Source organism: Candidatus Omnitrophota bacterium, assembly GCA_040755155.1.
Classification (GTDB): domain Bacteria; phylum Hinthialibacterota; class Hinthialibacteria; order Hinthialibacterales; family Hinthialibacteraceae; genus JBFMBP01.
In genome coordinates this window covers 6,781-32,287 of record JBFMBP010000107.1, presented here as the reverse complement: position 1 = coordinate 32,287, position 25,507 = coordinate 6,781, and the positions used below count along the sequence as shown (strand labels likewise).

The 25,507-nt window shown below is 52.0% G+C and carries 17 protein-coding genes; 8 read left to right on the top strand and 9 right to left on the bottom strand.

The window, feature by feature from the left end; all coding sequences use genetic code 11:
• Positions 1–318 precede the first annotated feature (318 nt).
• From AB1656_16170 to AB1656_16150, 5 genes are all read left to right on the top strand, one after another.
• Complete coding sequence (locus AB1656_16170) at positions 319–627, top strand: hypothetical protein (protein ID MEW6236920.1); 309 nt, start codon at positions 319–321, stop codon at positions 625–627.
• Between the two features lie 372 nt (positions 628–999).
• Positions 1,000–2,187, top strand: coding sequence for a hypothetical protein (locus tag AB1656_16165; protein MEW6236919.1), 1,188 nt, complete (start codon positions 1,000–1,002; stop codon positions 2,185–2,187).
• Positions 2,184–3,602, top strand: a complete 1,419-nt coding sequence (locus AB1656_16160; protein MEW6236918.1) for a flippase — start codon at positions 2,184–2,186, stop codon at positions 3,600–3,602. Before AB1656_16165 ends, AB1656_16160 begins: the two co-directional genes overlap by 4 nt.
• A 264-nt stretch (positions 3,603–3,866) precedes the next feature.
• Complete coding sequence (locus tag AB1656_16155; GenBank protein MEW6236917.1) at positions 3,867–4,874, top strand: SDR family oxidoreductase; 1,008 nt, start codon at positions 3,867–3,869, stop codon at positions 4,872–4,874.
• A gap of 410 nt (positions 4,875–5,284) precedes the next feature.
• The gene (locus AB1656_16150; protein MEW6236916.1) at positions 5,285–5,437 is read left to right on the top strand and encodes a hypothetical protein; all 153 of its coding nucleotides are present in this window, start codon (positions 5,285–5,287) and stop codon (positions 5,435–5,437) included.
• Between the two features lie 495 nt (positions 5,438–5,932).
• Here the strand turns inward: AB1656_16150 and AB1656_16145 are convergent, their stop codons facing one another.
• On the bottom strand, positions 5,933–7,138 hold the full coding sequence (locus AB1656_16145) for a glycosyltransferase family 2 protein (protein MEW6236915.1): 1,206 nt from the start codon (positions 7,136–7,138) through the stop codon (positions 5,933–5,935).
• Between the two features lie 134 nt (positions 7,139–7,272).
• Between AB1656_16145 and AB1656_16140 the strand changes: the two genes are divergently transcribed.
• Positions 7,273–8,658, top strand: coding sequence for a glycosyltransferase (locus AB1656_16140; GenBank protein ID MEW6236914.1), 1,386 nt, complete (start codon positions 7,273–7,275; stop codon positions 8,656–8,658).
• Between the two features lie 366 nt (positions 8,659–9,024).
• Here AB1656_16140 and AB1656_16135 read toward each other — a convergent pair whose 3' ends face one another.
• Together AB1656_16135 and AB1656_16130 are read right to left on the bottom strand one after the other, a co-directional pair.
• Positions 9,025–11,760 carry a CHAT domain-containing protein gene (locus AB1656_16135; GenBank protein MEW6236913.1) on the bottom strand — a complete coding sequence of 912 codons (2,736 nt, stop codon included), beginning with the start codon at positions 11,758–11,760 and terminating at the stop codon, positions 9,025–9,027.
• A gap of 78 nt (positions 11,761–11,838) precedes the next feature.
• The gene (locus AB1656_16130; GenBank protein ID MEW6236912.1) at positions 11,839–15,507 is read right to left on the bottom strand and encodes an N-6 DNA methylase; all 3,669 of its coding nucleotides are present in this window, start codon (positions 15,505–15,507) and stop codon (positions 11,839–11,841) included.
• A 297-nt stretch (positions 15,508–15,804) separates the two neighbouring features.
• On the opposite strand from AB1656_16130, the gene AB1656_16125 reads away from it, so the two are divergent.
• Entirely contained in the window at positions 15,805–18,507 is a 2,703-nt protein-coding gene (locus AB1656_16125) for a DUF6600 domain-containing protein (protein ID MEW6236911.1), read from the top strand.
• A gap of 9 nt (positions 18,508–18,516) precedes the next feature.
• Here the strand turns inward: AB1656_16125 and AB1656_16120 are convergent, their stop codons facing one another.
• A complete protein-coding gene (locus AB1656_16120; GenBank protein ID MEW6236910.1) occupies positions 18,517–19,371 on the bottom strand; it encodes a prepilin-type N-terminal cleavage/methylation domain-containing protein in 855 nt (284 codons plus the stop codon).
• Positions 19,372–19,528: 157 nt separating this feature from the next.
• Between AB1656_16120 and AB1656_16115 the strand changes: the two genes are divergently transcribed.
• On the top strand, positions 19,529–19,888 hold the full coding sequence (locus AB1656_16115; protein MEW6236909.1) for a hypothetical protein: 360 nt from the start codon (positions 19,529–19,531) through the stop codon (positions 19,886–19,888).
• Positions 19,889–19,961: 73 nt separating this feature from the next.
• Here the strand turns inward: AB1656_16115 and AB1656_16110 are convergent, their stop codons facing one another.
• The 5 genes from AB1656_16110 to AB1656_16090 all read right to left on the bottom strand — a co-directional run bounded on the left by AB1656_16110 (position 19,962) and on the right by AB1656_16090 (position 25,326).
• On the bottom strand, positions 19,962–20,315 hold the full coding sequence (locus tag AB1656_16110) for an addiction module antidote protein (GenBank protein ID MEW6236908.1): 354 nt from the start codon (positions 20,313–20,315) through the stop codon (positions 19,962–19,964).
• A complete protein-coding gene (locus AB1656_16105) occupies positions 20,308–20,634 on the bottom strand; it encodes a type II toxin-antitoxin system RelE/ParE family toxin (protein MEW6236907.1) in 327 nt (108 codons plus the stop codon). The genes AB1656_16110 and AB1656_16105 overlap by 8 nt, the downstream gene beginning before the upstream one ends.
• 180 nt (positions 20,635–20,814) lie before the next feature.
• On the bottom strand, positions 20,815–22,551 hold the full coding sequence (locus AB1656_16100; GenBank protein MEW6236906.1) for a glycosyltransferase family 39 protein: 1,737 nt from the start codon (positions 22,549–22,551) through the stop codon (positions 20,815–20,817).
• Complete coding sequence (locus AB1656_16095; protein ID MEW6236905.1) at positions 22,541–24,151, bottom strand: glycosyltransferase family 39 protein; 1,611 nt, start codon at positions 24,149–24,151, stop codon at positions 22,541–22,543. Before AB1656_16095 ends, AB1656_16100 begins: the two co-directional genes overlap by 11 nt.
• Positions 24,152–24,156: 5 nt before the next feature.
• Positions 24,157–25,326, bottom strand: coding sequence for a nicotinate phosphoribosyltransferase (locus AB1656_16090; GenBank protein MEW6236904.1), 1,170 nt, complete (start codon positions 25,324–25,326; stop codon positions 24,157–24,159).
• Positions 25,327–25,507: the final 181 nt, after the last annotated feature.

Sequence of the window (25,507 nt, the reverse complement as noted above, 5' to 3'; positions counted from 1 at the left end):
GAATCACCCCCTTGTTTAACGCCATGCCGAATTGATATGCAATAGAATAATATGCGGTGAATTATTTGTCAAGTATTTTTTTGAATTATTTTTCAAGATCAATCTGCGTGTATTTCATGCAATATTATGATACAATAGACGTTAAAATCATTTTTTAAGGCGAGTTATAAAGAGAAAGTAAAAGCGGCAAACGGATATCTGGCGTACGAAGCCGTCTCTTTTTGAGTCAACATCCCCTTCATTCCCCTTGATGGAACCTTTCCCCTATAGCCATACTCTTTTATCTATTGGCTTGAGAATGGGCGAAAGGGCGACATTATGAAAAGCATCATCGTTTCTCTTCTTCTTTTGTTGTTCGTATGGAATGAGCGGCCTATGCTTTTATCCGCCGCCGAGGACGAGCAGATCGGCGATGCGACTGCAACGGTTCAAAGGAATTCGTTGGAGCCGGAGAAAGACGAAATCGGCAAAGAAGCGAAAAAGGAAGATTTTTTCTATTCGGCGAAGCCGGAAGCGCTTTTATCCATCGTGATTTTCTTTGGGGGGTTCGGCGTACTCTACATGCTCATCCGCCGCCATCCCACCGCCAAACAGGAGAAAAAGAAGAAGAAAAGGAAAAAATTGTAGCCGGAAATAAAAGACTCATGTTATGCGCGATGAAAAAAGAGGAAAATGGTTTGCGTCTCACATCGAATCGCGAAAACGCGAAAGGAAAAAGAAAACCACGAAAAAGGAATCCTTTCTCAACCCGCCGTTGAAACGGCGGGCTATTACCGTTTGCCCCTTTAAAGGAGCATTTGGCAACAGCAACAGCCTTTTAAGGCTGGGAGAAGGAATATCGTAGAATTCGTTTTTTCCATGCTTTCGCGATGCAAAAACGCAAGAGATATATAGCCCATTCGCGCCTTGGGAGGATGATTCCACCAGGCAGGCGTGACGCCCGCGCTCCCTGGCGGCGTAACTTGAGTAAATACTATATTAAAATTCTTGAGCGATTCCATGCCTTCCTACTCAATAAAAATTCTGGCGGCTTGCAGTTTGATTTTGCTGTTTACGGGGGCGGCGCTATTCGTCGGACTGCGCCAACCCGGCGAGGCCTATTTCGAGCGCCTATTGGATGATATCGCTTCCAAAAGCGAGATCGGCGGCGCTCTGGCCGAGGCGGAAGACTGCGCCGATTTTCTCGCTTCCGGCCTTGGCGCCGAACCCGGCGGCGAGGAGCTGCGTCCGGCGGCCGACGCCCATTTCCGCATCGCAGGCACCCTCCTGGCGCGGAACGGCGCGCAATTTCAAGAGAAAGCCAAAGCGCATCTGGAAGAAGCCATTCGTCTATATCCCGCCGTGCGCCACGGTTGGCCGCAGTTTCAATTGGGGGAGTTGCTCGAAAGCCGCCTACGCGGCAGAGATCCCGCTTCGGCGACGGCGGCGATCGAGAAATACGCTTCGGTTTGGGAGTACGATTCCGGCGAGCTGGCCTTGAAAGCAGGATATAAAATCTGCCTCTTGAAAACGCGGCATTCCATTCCCTGGGAAGCGAGCGATGGTTTAACTTTATACCATTATTTACGCTTCGCTTCGGAAAATATCTTGGATGACGTTCGTCCTTTTCCTATAAGCGTTTTTCAGGGCGAAGCCGCCGGATTTCTCAAGGGGCTATCGGCCTGCGCCGCTGGCGATAAAAACGCGGCGGCGGATTTCCTGTGCGAGTATTCGAAAAAGAATCCCAAAGATTATTGCGCCGCATATTTCCTCCATTTTGTGGGCGGAACCGCATTCAATAAGCTTTATCCCGAAGACGGCGATTTGCTTACTTCTTTTTACGCGCCGCGTTCGTTTCGGGATGGCCGTCTGTTGCTGCTTCACGATGGACGCATTCGGGCGGACGCCTATGTTCCTCAAGCCGCCCAGGAAGGGAAAATCTTATTGCATTTGAATATCAAGAATCCCCTGCGGCGTCCCTTTCGGCTGCTGATGAAGTGGAATAGCGAGACGAAAAGCCTCGATGTCGCCGCCGATCGCAAGGAAGGGAATTTCGATATCCCCTTCGAAACCGCGCCGCAGCTGCGCAATCTGATCGATATCCATTTATTTATGGACGAGTTGGACAGCCTGCCTTCCGGCGAGACGCCCTTGATTTCCATTGGCGAGCTGCGCCTTATCCTGCAAAAACCGGAGCCTGCGCTGTGAAGCCCATCGTGCGCAATTCCGTCTTCATGAGCCTGTTCAATATTTTCGGGCGGGCGACGGGGATCATCCGCTATTTGCTGTTAGCGGCGTTTCTATCCACGCCGGATTACGGCCTTATCAATTTCGCTCTTAACATCGGCAAGCTGGGCCGTCATTTTATGGACGGCGGACTGGACAACCTCATCTCTCGCGATGGCGCGCGCGATCACGAAAAAGTTCCTACCTATTGTCTGCATGGCTTGGCGGTAAAAAGCGCGCTGGGGCTGCTTTTTTTCGTGGGGATATTCTTTTATCTTAAGGGGACGCGGGGCAAGAGTTGGAGTGAATTGGCAGTTATTTACGCTTGTTTGAGCGGTTCGGCGATGGTGGCGTTTGCGGGAGTGATCCGCAGTTGCTTCACGGCTATCGAGCGGATGGAATACGTTTTCTACACCAATCTGCCGTCGCGCCTAATTTCTCTTCTTTCGTTGTTTATCATTCTTTGGTATTCCTGGCCGTTGGTTTTGACTTCGTTTTCGATTTCTTTGGAATTTTTTATTTGGTTCTTGCTTTTGGCGATCGTCTCCTTTCGTTTCTTTTCCTATTCTTCCATCAAACTGACCTTGCCCACGTTTCGCTATATGTTTTTGGAATCGTGGCCGTTGGCTCTTTACGATTTCTTCAACACTTTTTATATGACGCTGGACGTGATGATGATCGAATATATGATGGGCGGCTCGGATCCAGTCGCTCCTTACGCCTACGCCAGCCAGCTGGTGGAAGGATTTACGCTTTTATTGACTGGCTACCTTATCGCCATTTATCCCGTTCTCTCGCGCTATCATGAAACGGACGACGACGCTTATCGCCGTTTGTTTGAAAAGTCAGTGATTCTGTTGTTGGCTTATACGCTTCCTCTTACGTTTCTGTTGGGGATATGGTCTTCCGAGTGGATGAGTTTGATTCCCAAAGCGGAGCCGTTAACGGGCGACGTGCTGCGCATTCTCATTATCAATTTGAATCTTTCCATGCTCAATACGCTGGTCATCATCGTCTTCACTTCCCGCAACCGTCAGCGGTGGCTGGCGCTTTTTACGGGATTGGCCGTCGTTATATCCTTCCTTACGAATTGGGTCTTTATCCGCTGGTACGAACAGGTTGGGGCGGCGTTCGCTTCTCTGCTCTCGCAATTGGCGTTGTTTCTCATCATGTCGGCGGCGGGACGGCGCTTGTTCGCTTTATCCTTTCCTTTACGGAAACCGTTGGAAATTTTGGGGATTTCCGCTTTGGCGGGATTTTCGGCGTGGATCATTCCCTTTAAAACCATATTTCTGATCCCCTTTTTTTATGGGGCGTTTTTGTTGCTCTACGCCTATCTCTTCGGCGTATTTACGCTGGCGGAACTGCGGCGGTGGAGAAGCGCTTTGAAAACATAATGGCAGTGAGCAGTGAGCAACAGTAAACCCACCGTTGAAACGGTGGGCTATTATCGTTTGCCCCTTTAAAGGGGCATTGAAAGCAGGCCTGCCTTTAAAGGTTGGCAGGAGAAATATAGCGGAATTCGGTTTTTTTCATGTTTTCGCAAAGCAAAAATGCTATCGAGAGAAAGCCCATTCGCCGCTAAAAGAGGTTAGAGCATCATGCAGGCGGGATGCCTGCGCTCCAAGGGCGCATACTATGAGTTATTCGAGGCGATACTCATGAAGATTCTCATTACTGGCGCGACGGGGTATCTCGGCGGCGCTATTGTTCGGGAAGCGGCGCTGCAGGGGCTAGGCGTCCGCGCGCTCTGCCGCCGCGCGCCCGATCCCGGCCTCTTGCCGCCTGAAGCGGAAATCGCGCTGGGGGACATCCTCGAACCGGACTCGCTGCACTCCGCTCTGCATGGCTGTGAGGCCGTCATTCATAGCGCGGCGCTGGTTTCCATTTGGGAGCGCGATCCCGGCGCATTTTATCGCGTCAATGTAAACGGCATGGAAAACGTCATGAACGCCGCCATGCGGATGGGAACATCCCGCGTTATCTATACGTCTTCGTTCTTCGCACTTGGGCCGACGGACGCTGCTCCGGCGGATGAAAATTGGGATCATTCCGCCAATACCATAACCAATTACGCCAAAAGCAAAGCAGCGGCGGAAAAACGGGCGCGGCAATTTGCGAATAAGGGGCTAGACATCGTCATCGTCTATCCCGCTTTTATCTACGGTCCCGGCAAGGCGACGCAGGGAAGCGCCATTACCAAACTGGTGGAGGATTTCGTCAAGCGCAAAGTTCCCGGAACCATTGGCGCGGGCGATATGCGGATGACGTTTTCCTACGTGGACGACGTGGTGAAAGGCCACTTATTGGCCTTGGAGAAAGGACGCCAAGGCGAACGTTATATTCTCGGCGGCGAAGACGCGTCGTTGGCGGAGTTGTTCGAAATGCTGGAGGAGATCACCGGCGTTCGCCGCCCGCGCCGCCGCATTCCCTTTTGGGCGGCGAAAGCGTTGGGCGCCGTGGAAGAATGGCGAGCGCGGCTGTCGTCGAATTATCTTCCGCGATTGACACGCGACGTTGTGGATATTTATAAAAACCACTGGCGGTATTCTTCGCAAAAAGCCATCGCCGAATTGGGATACTCCCGCACACCGTTGAAAATGGGCTTATGGAAAACACTGGAAAGCCTCGGCCTGGCGCCGAAGGAAAAACGCGGCGCGATTTTGTGATGGAAAAGATGTCTGAATCTGGATGGGCAGGATGGAAGGATGATCAGGATGATTTCTTTGCGTTTGCAGGTTTGAACCACGAAAACACGAGGAAAAAGCGAAATCCACGAATTTTTGAATCACGGATTACGCGGATTTTTGGGGATTTCACGGAGGTAACTCATTGTTGAAATCGGGATGGCAAGGATAATCAGGATCGGAAAATGGAGTATGTATAGAATCGTGAAGATGCGAATGTGATATAAGGAACCGAAAAGATTACAAGGGAATTTGCGGAAGATAACATCATCAAGGATATCCCCTAGGAATTAGAGCGTTTTTTTTAATGGAAGACCGGGGCGGCAAAGATACGGCATTTATCTTTTTCTTTCATTTTTCTTTTTCCGAGTTGAGAGGGAAAAGATCAATGAATGAAAGATAAAATTTCCTTGCCGCCCTGCGGTTCGATCCAACTTTTTTCTCGGTTTACCGATTTCGCCAGGGGGCTTCACTGCCCTATAGGCAGGCCGGTTCCCAGGCGATCGCTTCACCATTCCAATCCCAACATGGCGAAACGATCGTGAGTTCCACCCCCGCTACTCATTCACCGATGCCCACCCAAAAAGCTGAGCAAGGTTATCGACGATGCCATCCTCTTCGACTTCGCTATTTACAGGCGAGTGCGGCTGGGACTGTTCGGCGCGCGCCGCGAGAAAGTCCCTCTGTTATTGTAGGGCGGGGCGCAAAATGGGGACGTTAATGGAATTTTGAATATTGAATGATGAATGATGAATGATGAGCCCCCCTACCGAGGAAAGGCTCTCGGCGATTGCAGGAAGAAACGCCCTGCCGCCCCGCCGTTGAAACGGCAGGCTATTGTCGTTTGCCCCTTTAAAGGGGCATTTGAAAATAGCCCAGCCTTTCAAGGCTGGGATGGCGGTTTGCCCTTGCCACCCAATCTTTTGGGCGCATTTTACATGACTTACCTAAGGAGTTTCAGAAGAGTGATGAGTGGTGGGCTACGCTTCGCTTTGAGCCCACCCTACGGGACTTTGGGACTTAGTCTCCTTGTCTCCCTGTCACTGTTCATTTTCGGAGCGATGACGGGTTACTAGATCGATTACGAAATTCAAGGCGCTTATGGCGAGAATTTGGATGCCTGTCAATACGAGAAAGGCTCCGACGGCGATGAACGTCCAGGGATGGTGCGTAATCTCTCCGCTTAATAAATATTCCCGCAGGGGAGCGATGTTGATCCCGACTCCTAAAAGCAGGCTGACAACGCCGACCGGGGATAACCAAAGGAAAAAAGCGTTGATGATCTTGGTGTTTTTATGGCGGTAATCATGGAGATGCGCAACGAGTTTTTGCGTCAACATGCCCGCCGTCATCAGCGTCAATCCGCCGACGAAAAACGTAATTACACCTAAAAATCGGAATATACGATCTTCAGCCAGGTAGCGCGATTTCCAAAGACCGAGCATCAATCCCGGCGCATAGATCAGGCAAGCTAAAAAAAGAAGCAGCGACGCCGCCCCGAAGAACAGCAGCGGGCGGTAGATCAACGCCATTTCCAAAATCACGCGCAAGAAGCGCACGCCGTCTTTTATTACGCTCAACTTGGATTCGCCGATGCGCTCGGCGTAGGGCATTTCCACTTCGGAGAGCGTCAGTTCGGGATGGAACAACACTCGAGAACTCATGGCCGGAGTGAAATGCAATCCATCAGGCAGGGGATAGAGGCGCGGCAGTGACGTTTTCTTGATGACGCGCATCCCGCTAGCGGTATCTTGAATGAGCGTATGCGACAATACGCCCAGCAGCGTCGCGAAAATCATATTGCCCAATCGCCGGATTGCGGGGATTTCGCTCTGGGCGCCCATGCGATTGCCTAAGACTACGTCGTAATTACCCTTTTTTTGCTCCTGGCACAGGCGGCTGAAAAAGAGCGGATCGCAGGTGCCGTCGGCGTCAAGAAAACCGACAAGTTCCGTCGAGCTTTCGCAGAAGCCGTATTTGATAGCGGCGCCGTAGCCCTTGTTGCGTTCGTGCTGCAAAAGGGTAATTTCGGGAACGTATTGCTTCGCCCGTTCGTAGGTGCGATCTCTGGAACCGTCGTCTACGACGACAACGCGCACGGCGTCCAAATTCGCTTCTTTTGCGATAGGTTCCCGCGCCGCTAGACAGCGCTGGACGATAAGATCGATCGCTTCTTCTTCGTTATAGGCGGGTATAATGATGGTCAAGCCGCGTTCGAGGGAAGAAGGGTTAGCAGCCCCCCGCATAATGTTCTCCTCTATGTATAATGATCGGGTCATAGTAATCTGAGGCGCCGTCCGTTTCAAGAAGCGGCTGGCTGGAAATGATAATCAAGTGCGCGAGCTTTCGCTGTCCATGCGATTTTGCGGAAAAAATCATTATGCGGCTATCCGTCATTATTCCGGTTTATAACGAAATCAATACCATCGAAGAGATCGTGCGCCGCGTCGAAGCTGCGCCTTACGAGAAGGAAATTATTATCGTCGACGACGGATCCACCGATGGAACCGCCAAGGTTTTAAGCGATCTCATCCAAAAGAAGCCTCATCTTCACGTTATCTTCAAGGAAGAAAACGAAGGCAAAGGGGCCGCTGTTCGCGAGGCGATCGAGCAAATTACGGGCGATTTGGCCGTGATTCAGGACGCCGACTTGGAATATTTCCCCGAAGAATATACCCGAATGGTGGAGATTATCGAATCGGGCAAGGCCGACGTGGTTTATGGCTCGCGCTTTGTGGGGGCGCACAGCGTGCATCTGTTGACCCATTACTTGGGCAACAAAATGCTGACCTGCATCTGCAACGTCCTGTATAATGCCATTCTCTCCGACATGTCGACCGGCTACAAAATGTTTCGCGCCAGCATTCTCAAGTCGATTCCCCTCTACGCCAACGGTTTCGGCTTCGAGGCGGAAGTGACGGGGCGCGTGTTCCGCAAGAAACTGCGGGTTTACGAAGTTCCTATTTCCTATGCGGGACGAACTTATGAAGATGGCAAGAAACTGCGTTGGACGGACGCCTTCTCTATGCTTTATTGGCTGATTCGCACTCGTCTTACTACGGTTGATATCGGCGAGGAAACGCTGTTCCGTCTCTCTACCGTCAATAAGTATTACCATATTTTTTTTGATCGTATTAAAGGACTTGTGGGCAGCCGGGTTTTGGAAATCGGTTCCGGCAATGGCAATTTCACCCGTTTTTTGATGGGTAAGGAATTGGTCGTCGCCACCGATTTGTCGCCTAATCACATCCGCACTCTCAACCAGCGCTTCGTGCAGAACGAGCGGCTGCTTATTCGTCCCTTCGACGCTTCGCAGCCGCCGTCGGGCGAGTTGAAATCCTGCGGCGTCGATACGGTGATCTGCCTCAACGTTTTGGAGCATATCGAAGACGACGCCAATGCCCTCTTGAATATGAAATCGCTGCTGGTTCCCGGCGGGCGTTTGATTCTGCTGGTTCCCTGCATCAAGGCGCTTTTTGGTACGTTGGACGTTGGACTGGAGCATTTTCGCCGATATACGAAGAAGGAATTGGAAGAAAAGGTGCGGCAAGCGGGATTCGAAATCGAGAAAATGTTTTTCTATAATATGTGGGGAGTTCCCGGCTGGTTCGTCAACGGACGCATTTTGAAACGAAAGGTTTTGCCGAAATTCCAACTCTACTTCTTCACGTTGCTGCATCCTCTCCTGCGGCTGGAACGTTTTATCAAGACACCCTTCGGCCTATCGGTCATCGCCATCGCCAAGAAGCCGGAGGGGGAGAAGTAATTAACTTAATAGTTTATGTTACGCTCGATATGAGAAATTAAAGAAATCTCTTACTCTCATCGATTGAATCACGAAAGCACGATATGAAAAAGAAAAACACGAAAAAAAGTTGGCGTAAGGAATCGTGTTATGAGAACGATTTTTCCGTGGAATCCAAGAGAATCCGCGCTATCCGCGATTCGAAAATTTCGTGGAATTCGAGATCCTGTTCCCAGGCCGTTAGCCTGGGCTATCTTATTTCGCCCTTTCAGGGCTTAAAAACAAGGATTTCTCTTCAATCGGTGATCTGTTACAAAAGTTGAATGACTTACGAAACGCTCTCGGTTTCTACCCGATATCGCCGACGAACCGTAAGCGCGATGCTTCTTACCGCCCTAGTTCCCCCTCCATAGTCTCTGCGATCTGGCCGATTGCCCGCCGCACTTCCTTCGCGCGGGGGCTGCGCAGGAAGAAGGCGCGCCATTGCGCTTCCTGGATATGCGATTCCGCCATTTTCATTAGGGATCGATTGTCGTTCAGCTTTCCCAGCCGCCATTCCGCCCGCGCCAGCGTATCGAGATAGGCGAAATTGCGGTCGTCCTTTTTGACGGCGAAGTCCGCTTTCTTCACCGCCTCTTCGTATCCCCGCCGCTTTTCGTTCAGGTTCGGACTGCGGTCGGCTTCCAAGCAACGCAGCAGGGCCATGATATTGCAGTAATAATCCTTGAATTCCACTTCGCGGTTGTTTTGGACGGCGATGTCCAGCAAATCTTTCGCATCGTAACCTTGCGCGTCATCCAGTCTGATCTCGAACCCATTTCCGTCTCCATTTTGCAAGGTTCCGTAGAGGCAGTAATCGGCGCAGACGAGGCTGAGCAGCCAATCCTTCTTGGCCGCCTTCTTGATGCTTTCGGGAATTTCGTTGATCGCCCGCTGCCGCAGCGCCCGTTCCAGCACGATCTCGTCCCGCTTGTCGTAGACGCCCGTCGTTACGGATTCCTTGCGGTTCAACAGAGCGGTTTGAATCGCGCTTTGTTCGAAGCGCACCGATTCCTCCAGCAGGTAATAGCAGAAGACGACCAGAATCACGGCGCCCAATAGCGGCAACAGTTTCCGCCATGACAGCGCCGCCGCCGCGCTTTTTTGCGAGGCCCGCCATGATATCTCCTTCATAATTTTCGCGGCGGCCAAGCTGTAAGCGACGATATTGAGCAGGACGAAAACGGTCCAACCTCCCGCACGGTAAGGGCTGATGTCATGGACAAAAGCTTTGTATAGAAGATAAAGGCTTCCAAGCAAAGCATAGAGAAACAAAATAAAATAAAACGTCCGGTAGGAATGAAGCGTCTCTTTTTGATGAAGACACAACCAACTGGCCGCCAAGAGAGAGACGGCCATCGTTCCCGCCAAAACGCCGGAGAAGATATACCAAAAGGACGCGATGGGGATATGGGTGATGGATGCGAACGCCGTCGTCTGAGCCGTTAAAAGATCGAGCCGGGAAAAGGAATAGAAAAAGAGCGCCGTAAAAGAGAGTCCGGCAAGAGCATAAATCGGCAGCGAACCCAGGCAATATCCCGCCAGCTGCCATTGGGAAATGCGCTCTCCCTGCCGCAGGATGAATTGATGATTGCGATGCGTCTGCATGGCGATGAAAATCGCCGCCGCCAGGTAGGACAACGGCCCTACGAGAAACACCCGCGTTATCTCGCTTACGATTTCCTGGTAGTTGAAATGCTTTGATAGAACCGATTCCGGGAAGATGAACGCGAGATTGACCAATCCCATCATTGCGCCGAACAGGACGGCGAACTGAAATCCGATCGCCAGATGATCCGTATAATCGCCCGGATTCATCCATTGCGAAAAATGGGCGTAGACCTTCTGCATGGTCTTCTCCAAAAGGCCGCGCCCATGCACGGCGAAGGAGATGTCCGAGGGCAGATAGACCCGCAGGCTGCCCCACGCCGGTTTGGCTTCGTTCTCCTCATTGCGCAAGCGCCGCCGCGCCGCTCCCACCGCCGTCGCCACGTTGGGCGGCGTATTGGGCTGTTGCAGCGATTGATCGGCGCAGAGGGATTGATAAAAACTCTTAGCGGCCAGCAGCGGCTTACCGTCGTCGTAAATTTCGGAATGATATCCCAGCACGCAAAGCCCCAAGTCGTGCAATCCCGACGCGAATCCGGCGGAATAGCGCCCCCGGCTCGACGAACTGCACGCATTGAGAAACAAGACCGGCGGCGGTTCCTGGCGCGGGCTGGCGTCTTGCATGGTTTTTAAGAGCTTCTTCAGCCGGCTGACGGAGACGTAATCGATGCCGCCGTCCTCCTTTTCGAAGCAGAGGCACGGCTCGTCGTCATAAATCACGCCATGCCCGATATAGTGAATCATCTGAAAGCGTTTGCCGCCGCCGTCCGATAAGAGATGCTCCAACTCGCCGAACGCCGCCGCGCCACCCCAATTGCTCCTTTTGGCGGCGGGACCGATGCGCACCAGTCCGTGCGTCTGCTTTTCCAGCATCCGCAGAATCTTCGCTTCATCCCGTCCTTGCGGCAGAGCCTCCAGTCCCACTTGGCGGCATTGTTCCTCATCGGCGAATACGAAGGGCGAAAGCAGCAGAATCCCCCACGAGGCTACGTCCACCAAGCGCGATGGCGCCGTATAGGCTTCCCGCGCATGGGAGCGGATGATTTGCAGCGAATAGCGCCAGCAGATGAACTCCTCGCCGTCATGCAGCAGTTCCCACGGCAAATCCTCCAACGCCAGGCACAATTCCCGGTTTTCCGGCGACGGCGTAGGGAAATAAAGCCGCAGCACGCGGTCGCTGCGGTCTTCCTTCAAATTGGCGAAAGCGCGGATCAACGACGTTTGCGCATCTTTGCCCAGCAGATCGTATAGCCGCCGCCCCGTTTCAGCCGTTTTGGAGGTCAAATCGGGAATCCAACCGTTATCGCGTTCGCCGTTGCCCAGCCGGATGGGCAATTCCCCCGCCTCGGCGAAGCGCTTCGCGGGCCAGGGGATGCGCAGTTCTACATGCTTGCCCGTCTGATAGTAAAAATCGGCGACGAGTTTCTCCCGCTCCTCGCGAGGCTCTCCGAAACTCCACCATAAGCCGTGCGTCATCGTCTATACTCGTCCTAAGCCGATTTCTTGAGTTTAATATCCTTTAGCGAATGCAATGGCTAGGAGACATTTCTCCAGTCATCTTCTTTGATTCAACAATGTCAATAACGACTGATAAATTTTCTCTAGTAATTCTTCATCGGAAGTGCGCTGTTCGATCATTTTGCGCAGACGCTCTTCGCGTTCGCGGACGAATTGCCGGAATTTCTTATAAACATGGATACACTCCTCTTCTTCATGGGGAATGTAAATATATCTCCGTGCGCCGGAATGGTACGCAAGAATGAGCAGCTTATCTTGGGCAGGAAATCGGGTTTCCAACACGGCTACTGTCTTTTTCCCCTTCACAAAGACAACGCCGTGCTCGTTGAATAAGCTTTCGCGCTCTTGAGGAATTCCCTCGTCGGGAAAAAGGAAAACATCGTCCGGCTTCGATTTATCGCGATAATCGTCATAACGCAGTAGTAATCGAGCATCGTTATCGCAAATTTCCTTGTAAATTCTCTCCGCAACATCTTGAGGATTTTGCTTTCCCCGCCGTTTGGCAATGCTTTTGTTGATATTGGTTAGAACTTCAATTTTTCGCAATCCTTCGAAAAATTTGGCAAGTTCCTGTCGCAATTTTAATAAAATCGATTCTCTGTCTTCTTTTTTATGAACGCCGATTAGCTCCAAAACTGCATGATCCAATTCCGCACGATCGGACATATTCAGTTCGGAATAGTTGGATAGTTTATTCAATTCACAGTCGCTAATCTGATCCCCATACATCAATTCCTGCATTCTTCTTTTCGATAATAAGGGCAGGACTTTTCGTTCCTTCATTTTTATAAAAATGCGCGCAATTCGTTCTTTTAATTTTGGGGTTCCATAACGATAGTCGGGAATTGCCATCATATTGACATCGATGATTTCGGTTTTTAATGTTCCTTCCGTACCTGCAAATCTTCCGAATTGATATTTAGACAAAATAACTAATGATGAGTTTAATATTCCCGCCAAAACGTATTTATCAATATCATTTTCCGTATGAATATCATATAAATTACAATTACATTGAAGATTGTTTTCATTCAACGGGATTACATGTTTGTATTTTTGCGTTTTAGGCCAAAACAAACTCCCTCGTTTATGCCCCGTCAAATCGTACCATTCCCGATCTTTATTCTCTCTGTATGCGCACGTTGAACCTTGATGATATTTTTTCTCTTCACCCCATTGGATATAATCGAGAACGAATTGCCCCTTAAGTTCGCTTTTCTTCTTTCCCACTAACAAAATCATTCGCGAACAATCTTCCGGCTTGACGCTAAATCCATCCACTTCCATCAAACTATGCACTTCCGGTTCGAGATACTCGGATTCGATGGCATGGACTTCCCCCCGTCCTTCTCCGCACAATACCATCTTCACTTTCCCCGTTTCGACCAATTCGCGGGGAACGCCGTAATTATCCTCGAATTCGAAAGGATAACGGTATTTGTCCAGACATTCGGCGCTGCAATCTTTGGGAAAGAAAAAACAATCCTTGCCGCTTTTGACTCCAAAGCGAACTTCTGCGATATCGCCCAAGGCGACAAAACGGTTGCCATATTGATCGAGCAGTTTGAACCAAAGATCGGGCGCGCGCAAATAAACGCCCCATTTGCCGCCATAATATTCCCCGCCGTTCTGGATAGCGTCCTCTTCGTCTTCCGCATCTTTAGATTTCTTCATAACTGCGCCCAGACGTACGCCTTCCTTCCACAGATCGCCTTGCCTTACCAACCGGGCGCGGTATTTATTAGTCGCTACGTTCACCTTCAGCGAAAGAATTTCATCGCGAAAGATGTTGGTTTTTTCTACAGATCCTTTAACAGTCCCATCATGAGCCAGAATCTCGTTAATGGGGCTTCGCAACTGGACGAAACGGACGATGTTGTTCATACGGACGGATTCGTCGCCGCAACGGCGCAGGATCGTAGCCGCCGTGGCGACTCTCGCGCCGACGAACCACGGCTCGTTCCAACTTTCGAAAATAGCGATGATTTGGAAATTCCTTAGAATCCATTCCTGCAGCCGGAAGCCGTACTCCACATCCAGCCATTGGCTGGATGTCAAAAAGCATAAATATCCATCCTCTTTCAAAAAGGTTGAAGCGTGCGGCCAAAAATAACAATGAATATCGCTGCGGCCGCTGAGACGGACATTCAACTCCCTTTTCATTACATCTATGTAGTGTTCTTTCGTTCCCTTTTCTGTATCCTTTTTGGATTTGCGAATCTGCTCCTGCCGGATATAGGGAGGATTGCCAATCACGGCGTCCAATAAAGGAATGACGATTTCGCGATGCGGTTGAGAACCGAGACCTTTTGCTTTTATAGAGTCGGGAATTGATAAAAACGTATCTTTAGCGATTACGTCGAAGAAATCGCTGCGGGCGATTCGCGGATAATTTTCCGCATCGACGAGTTCGCGCGTCGCTAAGTTTATAGTGGTAAGATGTGCGGCGAAGTGGGAGATGTCCATGCCATACAGATCGTCGAGAAGATCGTTATGGCTGCGATTAGGCGCAAGCGCCCGCTTGCGGGCGTAAGCGCGCACTAAAAACGTACCCCCGCCGCACGCCGGATCCATCACCTTTTCGGTTCCGTTGCGAATGCAAAAACTATTGATTAAGTCTACGACTTCGGCGCGTGTATAAAATTGCCCGTATTTATGGCGTTCTTCGGGACTGATGAGCCGTTCGAAGATATTGCCGATCACTTCGTAATCCAATTTTGTAAAATCGAATTCGTGGATTTGATCGATCAAAGCGCGCCAATGGGGAACGGCTTTGTCCGCATAGAATGGAATGCGTAAACCCATATCGAAACGATCTTCGCCGAATATAGTTTCATAATCGCCAGTGATGATTTTCGCTGCTTCAAAAAACTTGTCGAGTTGTTGGCTTAGATTCTCGCCCGAATCGATAGAATCGGCGATGGATAACTTATCCATCTTATCTTTATGACCCTTTAATAACGCTTCATGAAAAACCAGTTTATTGACTAGGTTGTAACAAGCGAATTTGGCGGCGCGTTCCAGATTGTCGCGAATTCCCTCCGGATCGTCGTAGATCGTCCATCCCTGCTCGTCTCGCATCCAACGGTCAAGATCGTCTTTGAAAAGGTCTTTCTCGTATTTCTCTTCCAGACTTTCCCGCGTCAACAAAATCGGCATGGTCATGAACGATTCCAACGCTTCGATGAACTTTGCATCGGGCGGCTGCGTACCAATAACGATGTCTCCACACAGAATAGCAGCGAATTCGCGCAGAAAATTCCTAAACCAATTATCGATGGCATGCTTCGTGCTGGAAATTTCCAAATGGCTTGGTTTATGGATGATCGTAACGGACCACGATTTGAACTTGCGGTCTTTGGGGGATGTTTTGGATGGAAACGTTTCCCATAAAACGAAATCGTTGACGTTCCATGTGAAAAAGTATTTTGTCTTCGCCAGCCGCGCTTTTTGGCGCGCATCCTGAACCACCGCTTCGTTATACGGGCTGCCGCCGTCTTTTTGAAATGGGAGTTTTACTTCGCCCGTCAGCACGACGACGCCGTTTTTATCCAGCAAGGTTAAATCCCGGCGCTTGAGCGATCCTTTCGTCCTCTGCTCGCATTTCGCTTCCGAAAATGGCAAACCCGGTTCATCGGCAAGACGCCCGTTGATCCACCCCGCCGCGTCGGCGGTAAATTCCCATTCGGTTATATTCTCTGTCATCGAAATCCCTACATTAACGAGATGCAATTCCAAACGAGTTTACAGCTGTTCGAATCTAGCGGAATAGGCCGATGAACGGCTTAGGAATTCCATCCAACAACCTACAGAACCTATAGGGTTATGAATACCCCCTCCCCGCCCGTTTCCTCCCGCCATCCGGTATAATAGTATGGAGAAAGTTGCTCCGCCCGCCGCATTGGGGGGGGGAAACGCTTCGTAAATTTAGTTAAATCCCTACAGGCTGCGATGATATTTATAGATTACGAATTGGAAGATGTTTGGAAGGGAGTTACGATCATGGACCTTACAGGACGATTTTTCCTCTTTTTGCTTGTTATGCTTACGCTTATCTGTTTGACCGGCTGCGCTTCGACGGTTACTACCGCCGCCCCAGCCCATTACGTCGCCATCGCCGCGCCCCCGGCGCCGCAGCCCGCCCCGGCGCCCCCCGATGACGGCGTGGCTCTGCGTACGGCGCGCATCTCCTACATCGAAGGCCCCGTCACCATGCAGCGCATGGCCGATGAAGACTGGACCAATGCGGAGATCAACACCCCCCTTATGGCGGGCGATAAAATCTTCTCCGGCGCCGGAGCGCGGGTGGAAATCCAATTGGAGGACGAAACCGTTTTGCGTCTGGGCGACAATACCTACCTCGAGTTCAAAATCCTCGATGACGGCCTGGGCCGTATTGGAATCGTCAAGGGCGTCTTGGCTGTTCACGCCAATCGGGTCAGTTACGAACGCCCGCCGCTGGAAATCATTTCCTCCTACTTCGCTTCCAGCATCCCCGTCCACGCCATCGTTCGTTACGACGTGGACGAAAAAGGGCCGGCGAGGATTCAAGTGCGCCGGGGAGAGGTCAATGTGGAGAAATCGGATAAGAGCTCACTCGCCGTGCGCCGGGACGAACAACTCATCGTGAGCAGCCCCAATTCCGCCGATTTCAAAATCGCCGCCCTTTCGCCGGAAGACGATTTCGACCGTTGGAGCGACATGCGCGACGCCGCCATCGCCGCCAGCCAGACGCGGCAATACGTCTCCACCCGCGTGGCGGGCTATTCCGATCTGGACGCCTACGGCGATTGGGTAGTGGTCAAGGATTACGGCCGCGTTTGGCGCCCGCGCGTTGTCGCGACGAACTGGGCGCCTTACCGCGATGGCCGCTGGGTGTGGCGCGATCCTTACGGCTGGATTTGGGTCTCCTACGAGCCGTGGGGCTGGGTTCCCTATCACTATGGCCGCTGGGTATATACTTCGGATTACGATTGGTGCTGGGTTCCCACGGACGTAGTCTACGTCGTCCATCGTCCCCACCGTCCCCTTTGGTATCCGGCGATGGTGTCGTTCGCTTACGCCCATCATGGGAGGTATTTTTCGCTCTCCTTCGGCGGCGGCTATTATGACGGTCCCTGCGTCGGCTGGTTCCCCCTCGGTCCCTACGATCCTTTTTATCCGTGGTATAGCTTCCGCGCCAGCTACGTCCATCGCCATCATCATGGCTATTTGCATCGCCCCGAGTATTATAGAGACCATGTTACTATCAACAACAATCAGACGATCATATATCAGAATCAAAACGTGGAAAACGCCGTTACCGTCATGACCCGGCGCGATTTCGAGTCGGGACAAAAACCGCCCCGCGAGAATGCCGCCGGACGCTACGCCGCTTCCCGCGACGTGAAAACCGGCCCGGAAGCCTTCGCTTCGCTGCCGGAACGGCGCGCCGCCGCCGTCCAGAATCAACCGCTTGCTACTGGCCCGGACAACCGTTCGCCCCAGACGGAATCCTCGCGCGAGCCTGTTTCTAAAAATCCGCGAGGCGATAGCTCGTTCGAAAAGGTCAACGCCGCTCCCGCTTCGGCGAATACGCAAGCTGCGCGCAACCCGGATGCCAAACCGGCTCGCGAAGCCGCCGCCGCTCCCGGCGCCGCGCCGCTTTCCCAACGCGAAGCCAATGCAAAAGCGGAAAGAGAGCCGCAAGCCAATCCCACTCAGGAAGACCGCCGCGCTCCCGCCGCGAAATCCTCGCGCACGGATTCGGAACGAACCGCCAGCCCCATGACCGCGCCCGCTTCCGCCCAATCGGCGCGCGAAGCCCGCTCGGACGCCAATGTCTCTGCGCCGAGAAGCGCCGCGCCCTCAACTAACGCTCGCAGCGAGAGCTTTTGGAATCGCACCCGTTCGACAAGAACCGCCGCTCCGGATAATTCCAGATCCGCTCCTTCTACATCCCCGGCGCGCAGCGGTCCGGAAGCGAAGAGCGCCGCCCCGCGTTCCAGCGACAGCAGCCCTTGGAATCAGCCCCGCACAATGCGTCAAGAAGCGCCGCGAAACGATTCTTCGTCTTCTACCCGCTCCATGAGCGAACCTGCAACCCGCAGCGCGCAGCCATCGGCTCCTAGAGCCTCTGCGCCCTCTACTTCATCCAGCCGCATGACGCCGCAAAGCGCGAATCCTTCAAGAAGCGCCAGCCCCCAGCGGACGGACAGCAGCCAAAGCGCTCCCCCGTCTTCTTCCTCGTCTCGCAATTACGATTCGGGGGTTTCCCAGCCGCGCGCCATAACGCCGGCTCAGGTTCCGCCGAGCCGCCAGTCGTCCTACATGACGCCTTACGACCGGAGAACGTCGAGTTCTTACAGCATTCCCTCGAACCGAAGCTCCTACGCGCCGTCCTACTCGACGCGATCGTATTCCGCCGTTCCGCAAACCTATAATTCCGTTCCCTCTTATTCTCCTTCGCGGCAATCGCGGATGGACTCAGCCCCAAGCCGTTCGTATTCTCCGTCTTACTCCGTACCGCGCAGCGCTGCGCCGTCTTATTCCGTTCCGCGCAGCGCTGTTCCTTCCTACTCCGCGCCGCGCAGTGCGGCGCCTTCCTACTCAGCGCCGTCTTTTTCGCCGCAGCCGTCTAGTTCGTACAGCGCGCCCCGCATGTCCTCGCCCGCTCCGTCTTCGCAGGGCGGTTCATCCTACAGCCCGCGCCGGGCGGGACGGTAAAGAAGGATATTATACGATTTCGTAAGGAGACCGCTGAATCGCCGCCGGAAGCGGCGCGGAATCGAGAGAAGGAAATCGATTGAAAGAATCGTCGAACCGCTGGAGACTCTCCTCCTCCAGCGGTTCTTCTTTTCTGGGATAGGAGTCGCCAGCGGGCAATTCCAATACGGTACTGCCATTTTCTCCGCTCTGAAAAATATAACGGCGCTGCTGGATTTCTTCCTCCCAAACCGTCCGCTTCTTCCAATCCACGGGAACCTCCAGCAGCCGATCTTCGAATAAATCCTCCCGTTCATGGCGCCGGATGCGCTGCGTGAATACGCAATGGACGTATCGGTCTTTAAGCGGGTGATCGAAAACGTAAATCCGGCATTTGGGATAGCGTTCGTAAAACTTCTGCGCCTGGACGCATTGCAGGGCAATTTTTTTAACGGTCTTCGCATCCCATTTCGCCGCTTCTTTTTTGGGGTGGAAAAGGGGGTGAAAAATCCATATCCCCGCCAATGGCAGAACAAAGAAAATCACGTAGGTTCCCAGATACGAAATTCCCAGTTTATGAAAATAAGCGATGTCGGCATCTCTCAAAACGTAAAACCGCAAGATGTATGCGGCGACGATTTGCGTTTGATAGCCCCAAACCAACAGCGTTTTATACTCTTGAAAATACCCTTTGGAAAGAATGGAAAGCCGGATAAGCCATTTGATAAAGAAGTATTGAAACGCGAACCAGCCGATGGAGAGAATCAATTCGACCAGCCAAAGCGGGATCACCTGCGGCCCCACATAAAGCAAACCTACAATCAGCAATACGATCAACAATTCGATCAAAGAAAAGCCTGGGCTTCCCCGGCGCGTATTCGTCATTCCTCTCCTCCCCATTCCTAGAAGGCTTCCGGCAGAAAGATGTTTTATTTCTATTATATCGCAACGGCGCTTGACGCCATGAACAATCTCATAGGACGATCGATCGCCTAGAAAAACAAGGAATGGATATTGGAAACATTCGAGAACGGGTCAGATTATGGGGGAAAAGAAATTTCGTTCCTGGTTCAATTCGAATTGGCCGCGGAATTTAGCGTTGGCTTTTTTCCTTATTCATCTATGGATTTTTATAGCGTTGGTTTTAGGCGTCTCCATCGATATTATCAGACCTTCCACGCTTGTCCAATTCATCGAGACGGTGGATTATCCCTGCGTTATTGTGAATAGCCTCTTCGAAGATCGGATGCGATCTCAATTCGATTGGGGCGATTTCATCACCTTCCAAATCTATTATTATCTTATCAGCGGCAGCATTTTCTATTACAGCGCCGGATACGCTGTGGGGTTATTCATTCATCGCGTACGCCGGAGTCGAGAAAAAACCGCTTCTCAATTCTAAACGGGAGATATTTTCTTATGGATTGAAATCCATTTCGCATTGGAGGATGAAATAGGAAAAACGGATGCGATATTTACTGCGCTGCGGGAGACGGTTTGATGGAAATACTGTATCCCAGCGCGTTGAGAATCAACCATATGGTTTCAAGACGAGGATTGCCTTTGGAGGATAGGGCTTTATAGAGAGCTTGGCGCGTAAGGTTGGTTTTCTTGGCTAAAGAAGTCATTCCTTCTTTCGCTTCGGCGATTGTGCGCAGCGCCAATAAAAAAGCCGCCGCATCCCGATCCTTTTCATAATCTTCGATCACAATCTCCAGATATCCATCGATATCTTCGGGATGATCTCGAAGGTCCTTGACGAAATATGCCCGGAAATCCCGATATCCCTCCAGTTTCTTTAAACGCTTTTCCCTTCCCGCGTCATTCATGGTATAAACTCCAGTATTCTTTAGCTTTCTTGATATCTTGCCGCTGCGAACTCTTTCCACCTCCACACAATAACAAAACAATCGTCTCGCCATCTTCCCCAAAATAAACGCGATAACCCGAACCAAAGAAAAAACGCAATTCATAAACACCTTCTCCCACAGCCTTATAATCTCCATAATTTCCTTGCTCGGCGATACGGTTTAAACGGTCACGTATACGGAAAAAAGACGGTTTATCCTTTTTTCTTAGAGTGTTAAGCCAATCCAAAAATGGTTCTTTTCCGTTCTCCGTTCTATAAATTTTGAGTATTTTCTTCATACAGGAATTGTAACCTATAGTTTACGTATGGTCAAGATTTTCCCAACCTTAAAAGGCTGGGCTATTATCAAATGCCCCTTTAAAGGGGCAAATTACAATAATCCGCCGTTTTAACGACAATTTCAAAGGCTGGCTTCGCCATGCCTTTGCCACCCTCGATGAGATGTTTTTTTTCATTTATCATTTATCATTCATCCGTTCCCGGTTGATCTTCAGATTCCGTTGCGCCGTCTGGTTCTTCGGTTCGATGGACAATACTTTCAGGAACAATTGCGTCGATTTTTCCAGATCGCCTTGTTCGGCGTAGAGTACGCCCAAGTTCAACATCGCCGCCGGTAAAACCGGGCAGGCTTCCAGCGCCTTCTCGTAACTCTCCATCGCCCGTAGATCGTTGCTTTTTTCTTCGTAAAACACGCCGAGGTTGTACCATCCCATCCCAATCTCCCGCTCCCGGTTCCACGCTAGAAAAGGATTCGCTGTAAGAACAAACGTAATCCCAATCCAAATAAGCAGGATGGGCCGCGCCGTACACTTCATCACGATGGAAAGAACTCTTTTACCCAAACAAATTCCCTCTCCCTCTGGGTGAGGGCAAAGGCAAGTGCAAGGGAACTCCCGCCATCGCCGCCAAACCGCTTCAATCCACATCGCCGTCAAAATGGACGTAAACGGCAGCATCCCCGCCAAAAAACGGTCCGAGGCGTAATAAACCAAACTCAAAAGCAAATACCCGCCCCATAAGCTCAGAAAAAAGCGCTCCGTTCGACCCTTCCACAGCCAAGGCAAAGCCAAGAGGCCGCCCCAGACGCTCAGCCAGGTGAGCCAACTCAGCGCTTTCAATCCTCCGATCCATTCGCTTTCGAAATGCGCCGAGTAATTCACGGCGGGCGGCGCCGAGTACAGCGCCCATAATAGTTTCTTGATCTCCAAAACCAACAACTTTCCCGGATGCGACAGCGCCCAGGCGGCGGTTTTTTTCATCCAGAACGACGACGCTTGCGATGGCGGCAATTCCTTCCCCGCCAGCTTCGACGCCAGTTCGATGCTTTGGGTATATTGTTTTTCAATGTCGTTGGAAAGTCCTTCCACCGATGCCAGTCCCCCTTCAGCCTGTTCGTTGGTTCCCATATACAATGTCACGCCCGAATTGGCGCAGATGGGAACCCAATCCCCTCCCACAATTCCGTTCCGCAACGGCGCCGGTAGAATCCCTAATAAAAATACGCTGGAAAACAATATCCCTCGCCTATCGAGCGAAAGATTCAAACCAGGAATGGCAATTGTTCTTGCTTCTCCACTCCGTCCAATAAAACAAAACAGCAACACCGGCGGAAAGAAGAACAGCAGATTGGGACGGCACAAAACCGCCAAGCTGAAACAGAAGGCGCTAACGGCCAGCCATGCCGTTTTATTCTTATTGATCCATAGCAAGAAGAAAATGGAAAAGAGGAGGAAGAGAAAAATCCCCGGCGTCTCCGCCAGCATTTTGGAAGCGAAGAACAAGGAATAATGGCATAATCCGAACAACGCCGCTGCCAGCGCGGCCGTCAGCCGCCCCGCCGCCAGCCGCCCCGCCGAATAACATAACAAAACGTTGGCGATGCTCATCCACTCTTGGATGCGCAGCGCTTCCACGATGCGATGAAAGCCGAAGTAATGTAATCCCGCCAGCCAATAGGGATAGAGAGGCGCCTGGTAGTAAGGCCCGTCGTTGGGGAGAAAAATTCCATCGCGATAAATCTTCAGCCCCATCTCCCAATAACTTTTAGCGTCGTTGGCGGGCTGCAACGCGTTGGGCATGACGTTCAAGAAAACGTTGAAATACCATGAATGCAAAAGAAGGGAGAATACGCCCAATCCCAAAAGGATGGCGGCCTCCTGCAGAATTATGCGGCTTCGATTGCGACTATCCCGCATCGTTCGCCTGCAAGTAGGGCAGAATAAACAAAGGCTCCCCGATTTTGCGCAATCCCATTTTCGGCGTCTGCACCCGATTCAAGCCGCGCAGAGTTTTCTCCCGCTGCAACTGTTCGAACAACGGCTCGTTGATCCTGCGCTCGCTGCCGATCACCCACAGCTGCCCTTGGCCCGTAAGAACGCTTTTTGCTTCCTCTATGCACTCCTGCGCCTCGGCGTCGAGGTCAACGTTCTTCGCGTACCATTCTTCGTTCAAGTGCGCCAAGTGTTGCGCCATATCGCGAGGATAGGAAAGAATGCGAAAACCTTTCGGTTTTAAATAATACTCCATCGGCGGACGGGTCAGGCCAGTGCATAGAACCGCATCGCCTGGCTTTCCTCGCTGTTCCAGGTATCGGACAATGTCCAATTCGCTGCGTTCCTGATCTCGCAACTCCATGTATAAGCTTAATCCCAAACTCTGAGCCGCGAGGATAGCGATCAATAGGTTGCCCAACCATTTCCGTTGCAATTGCGAAACGGCGGCGCCTGCCAGCAAGCACCAAAACGGCGTTAGAAAAAAATCCGTCCGTCCTACTAAATAAATGGGCTTCCATATCAACGAATAGAGGTAAGGTCCGGCGAGTCCAACCAAAAAAAACGCCGTCAAAAACCGCAGCATTTTTCCTTGCGGCTGCATCATGCCCAATAGCGCAGGAACCAGCGGCGCCGTCCATAGCAAAATGGCTATCCCATAAAGATAAGCGGGGAAAACGGGCAAATCGATGTAGGGAGGCATGGCGCCGCCGGGAATCAACGCATTCATCGTCCATCCAATAGACCAGGGCGACCATGCTTTTTCCACCCACCCAATCGTCCTCTCCGTTATCCGCATTTGGGCAAGCAGCGTCGGCGTCCACGGCAGGTATAACAGCAAGGCGCCGCCTAGCATAGTTCCCCAATTGCATAAGGGCGCATAGCCATAATCCCCCCGGCCAAGCGCCCATAGCCCCGCAAGTATGGCCAGCGCCATGAACCAGGCAGCGTTATGGGTATAAACCGCCGCCGTCAGTAACGCCAGCGAAGCCGCCCATGTCCATTTTCGCGGTTTGCGCCAATAGAAAACCGCTCCCAGCGCCAAACCCACGCTGAGAGCGGATAAGAGGGTATAGTTCCGCGCCTGCCCCGCGTTGAAAACGCACAACGGCGCGCATATCCATAACAACGAGGCGAAACTCGCGGTTTTTTTATCGAAACAGAGCTTCCCAAAGAAATAAACGCCGATGGTAGTTAATAGGGCAAAAAGCAGCGACATCCCCCGCAGCGCTGCTTCCGATTCGCCGAAAACAAACCGCCAGCCATGCAGTAAGAGGTAATACAGCGGCGGTCCTGCATCGTAAACCATAGACCGCCATATCTCCCCCGGCGTTCGCCGCGCCAATATCGCCGAATAGGCTTCATCCACCCACAACGGGGGGATCAGGATTCCCGGAAGGTTGAGGATAACTTGCGCCGCGAGCAACAGCGGCAACGGCCAATCGTTTTGAAGGAAGGGAAAAAGTTTTGACAAGGAATGGCGGCCAGCGTTATTGATATTTCCGCTTTCGCCGGGCGAAGGCATGACGTTCACCGCAAACTTTCCAAGGGGACGTTAGCTAGTTGTTGCAGAACATGTTCGCGGATGCGATCCGCCGGCGGCGAATCGGCGGTCCGGACGCCTTGTTTCGTCTTCGCCGTTATTAAATCCTGCGATTGCCGGGGATCGTCCCCTTTCCAGAAGACGATCTCTCTTTCCTTATAGCTATTCCCTTGCGCCAACAATCGCTTCCTGCCGGATAGTTTCCCCCGCTTAGCGATGGGACGGCCATCGATTTCCACGATGTCCATGGCGAAATCGACAACCGGGGCGTTGCTGATGGCGGTTCCCACGCCGTAGCCGTAACAGACGGGATTCAATTCCATAATCTTATATTCGTCGATGCCTCCCGTGGCTACGATCCGCACTTTCTGATGCCCCCGGATATCCAACTCCCACCGGATTTCCTTCAGTAAGTCCAGCATATTGCCCCGGCGCGAGGCGGGCGTATCCACGCGCACACCGTAGAGTTTATCCCCCATCGCCTCCGCCGTCTGGATGGCTTCGAACTTCTCGTCGTTGAACGTATCAATCAGCGAAATGCGCGGAACTTTGGGATGAATGTAGGCGTCGAACATCTCCGACGCTTCCACCGTATCCCCCACCAGCAAGATCAACGAATGGGGCATCGTTCCGGCGGCATTCTTTTCCAGCAGTTCTCCGGTGATAACGCTGGAAAACCCTACGCAGCCGCCGATAAAGGCGTTGCGGTCCACCAGCGGCGCCACGGCGGGATGCAGCCGCCGCGCTCCGAAACTCAGCACAGCCCGGCCTTCCGCCGCCTTTACGCAGCGCGCCGCCCGCGTCGCGATGCCGGACGCCTGGCACAATAAGCCCAATATGGCCGTCTCGTATATACAGATATCTTTGTAATCTCCAATAACATAACCCACCGGATCGCCTGCCCGGAATAGCGTCCCCTCGTCCAGGCAGAACAAATCGACCGGCTTGCGAATCCCCTCCATGAAGAAGACTAATTCCTCGACGCCCGCCAAGACCGCCCAATCCCATTTCGCTGGCAGGGACGCCGCGCGAATCTCCATAACTACCGGTTTGCTGGCATCCGTCTGTTCGAGTACTTCCATGGTCCGGACGAAATAGGCGTCTGTAACTTTTCCGGCGAGGATTTCGCTATCCGTGGCAATATGAAAACGCTTCATAAGAATACCTATGCTTTTTCATCATTCCTCATTCAAACTACGATCCGCCCCCCCCGCATCTCCGGCGTTAGGGTGGACGTATCCACTTTCACGCACTCCGGCAAGTCGGCGCCTAATCCTACGCTTTCCAGATACTTTCCATGCGCGCTCAGCCGCGCCATATCCAGCAGCCGGTTGCGGT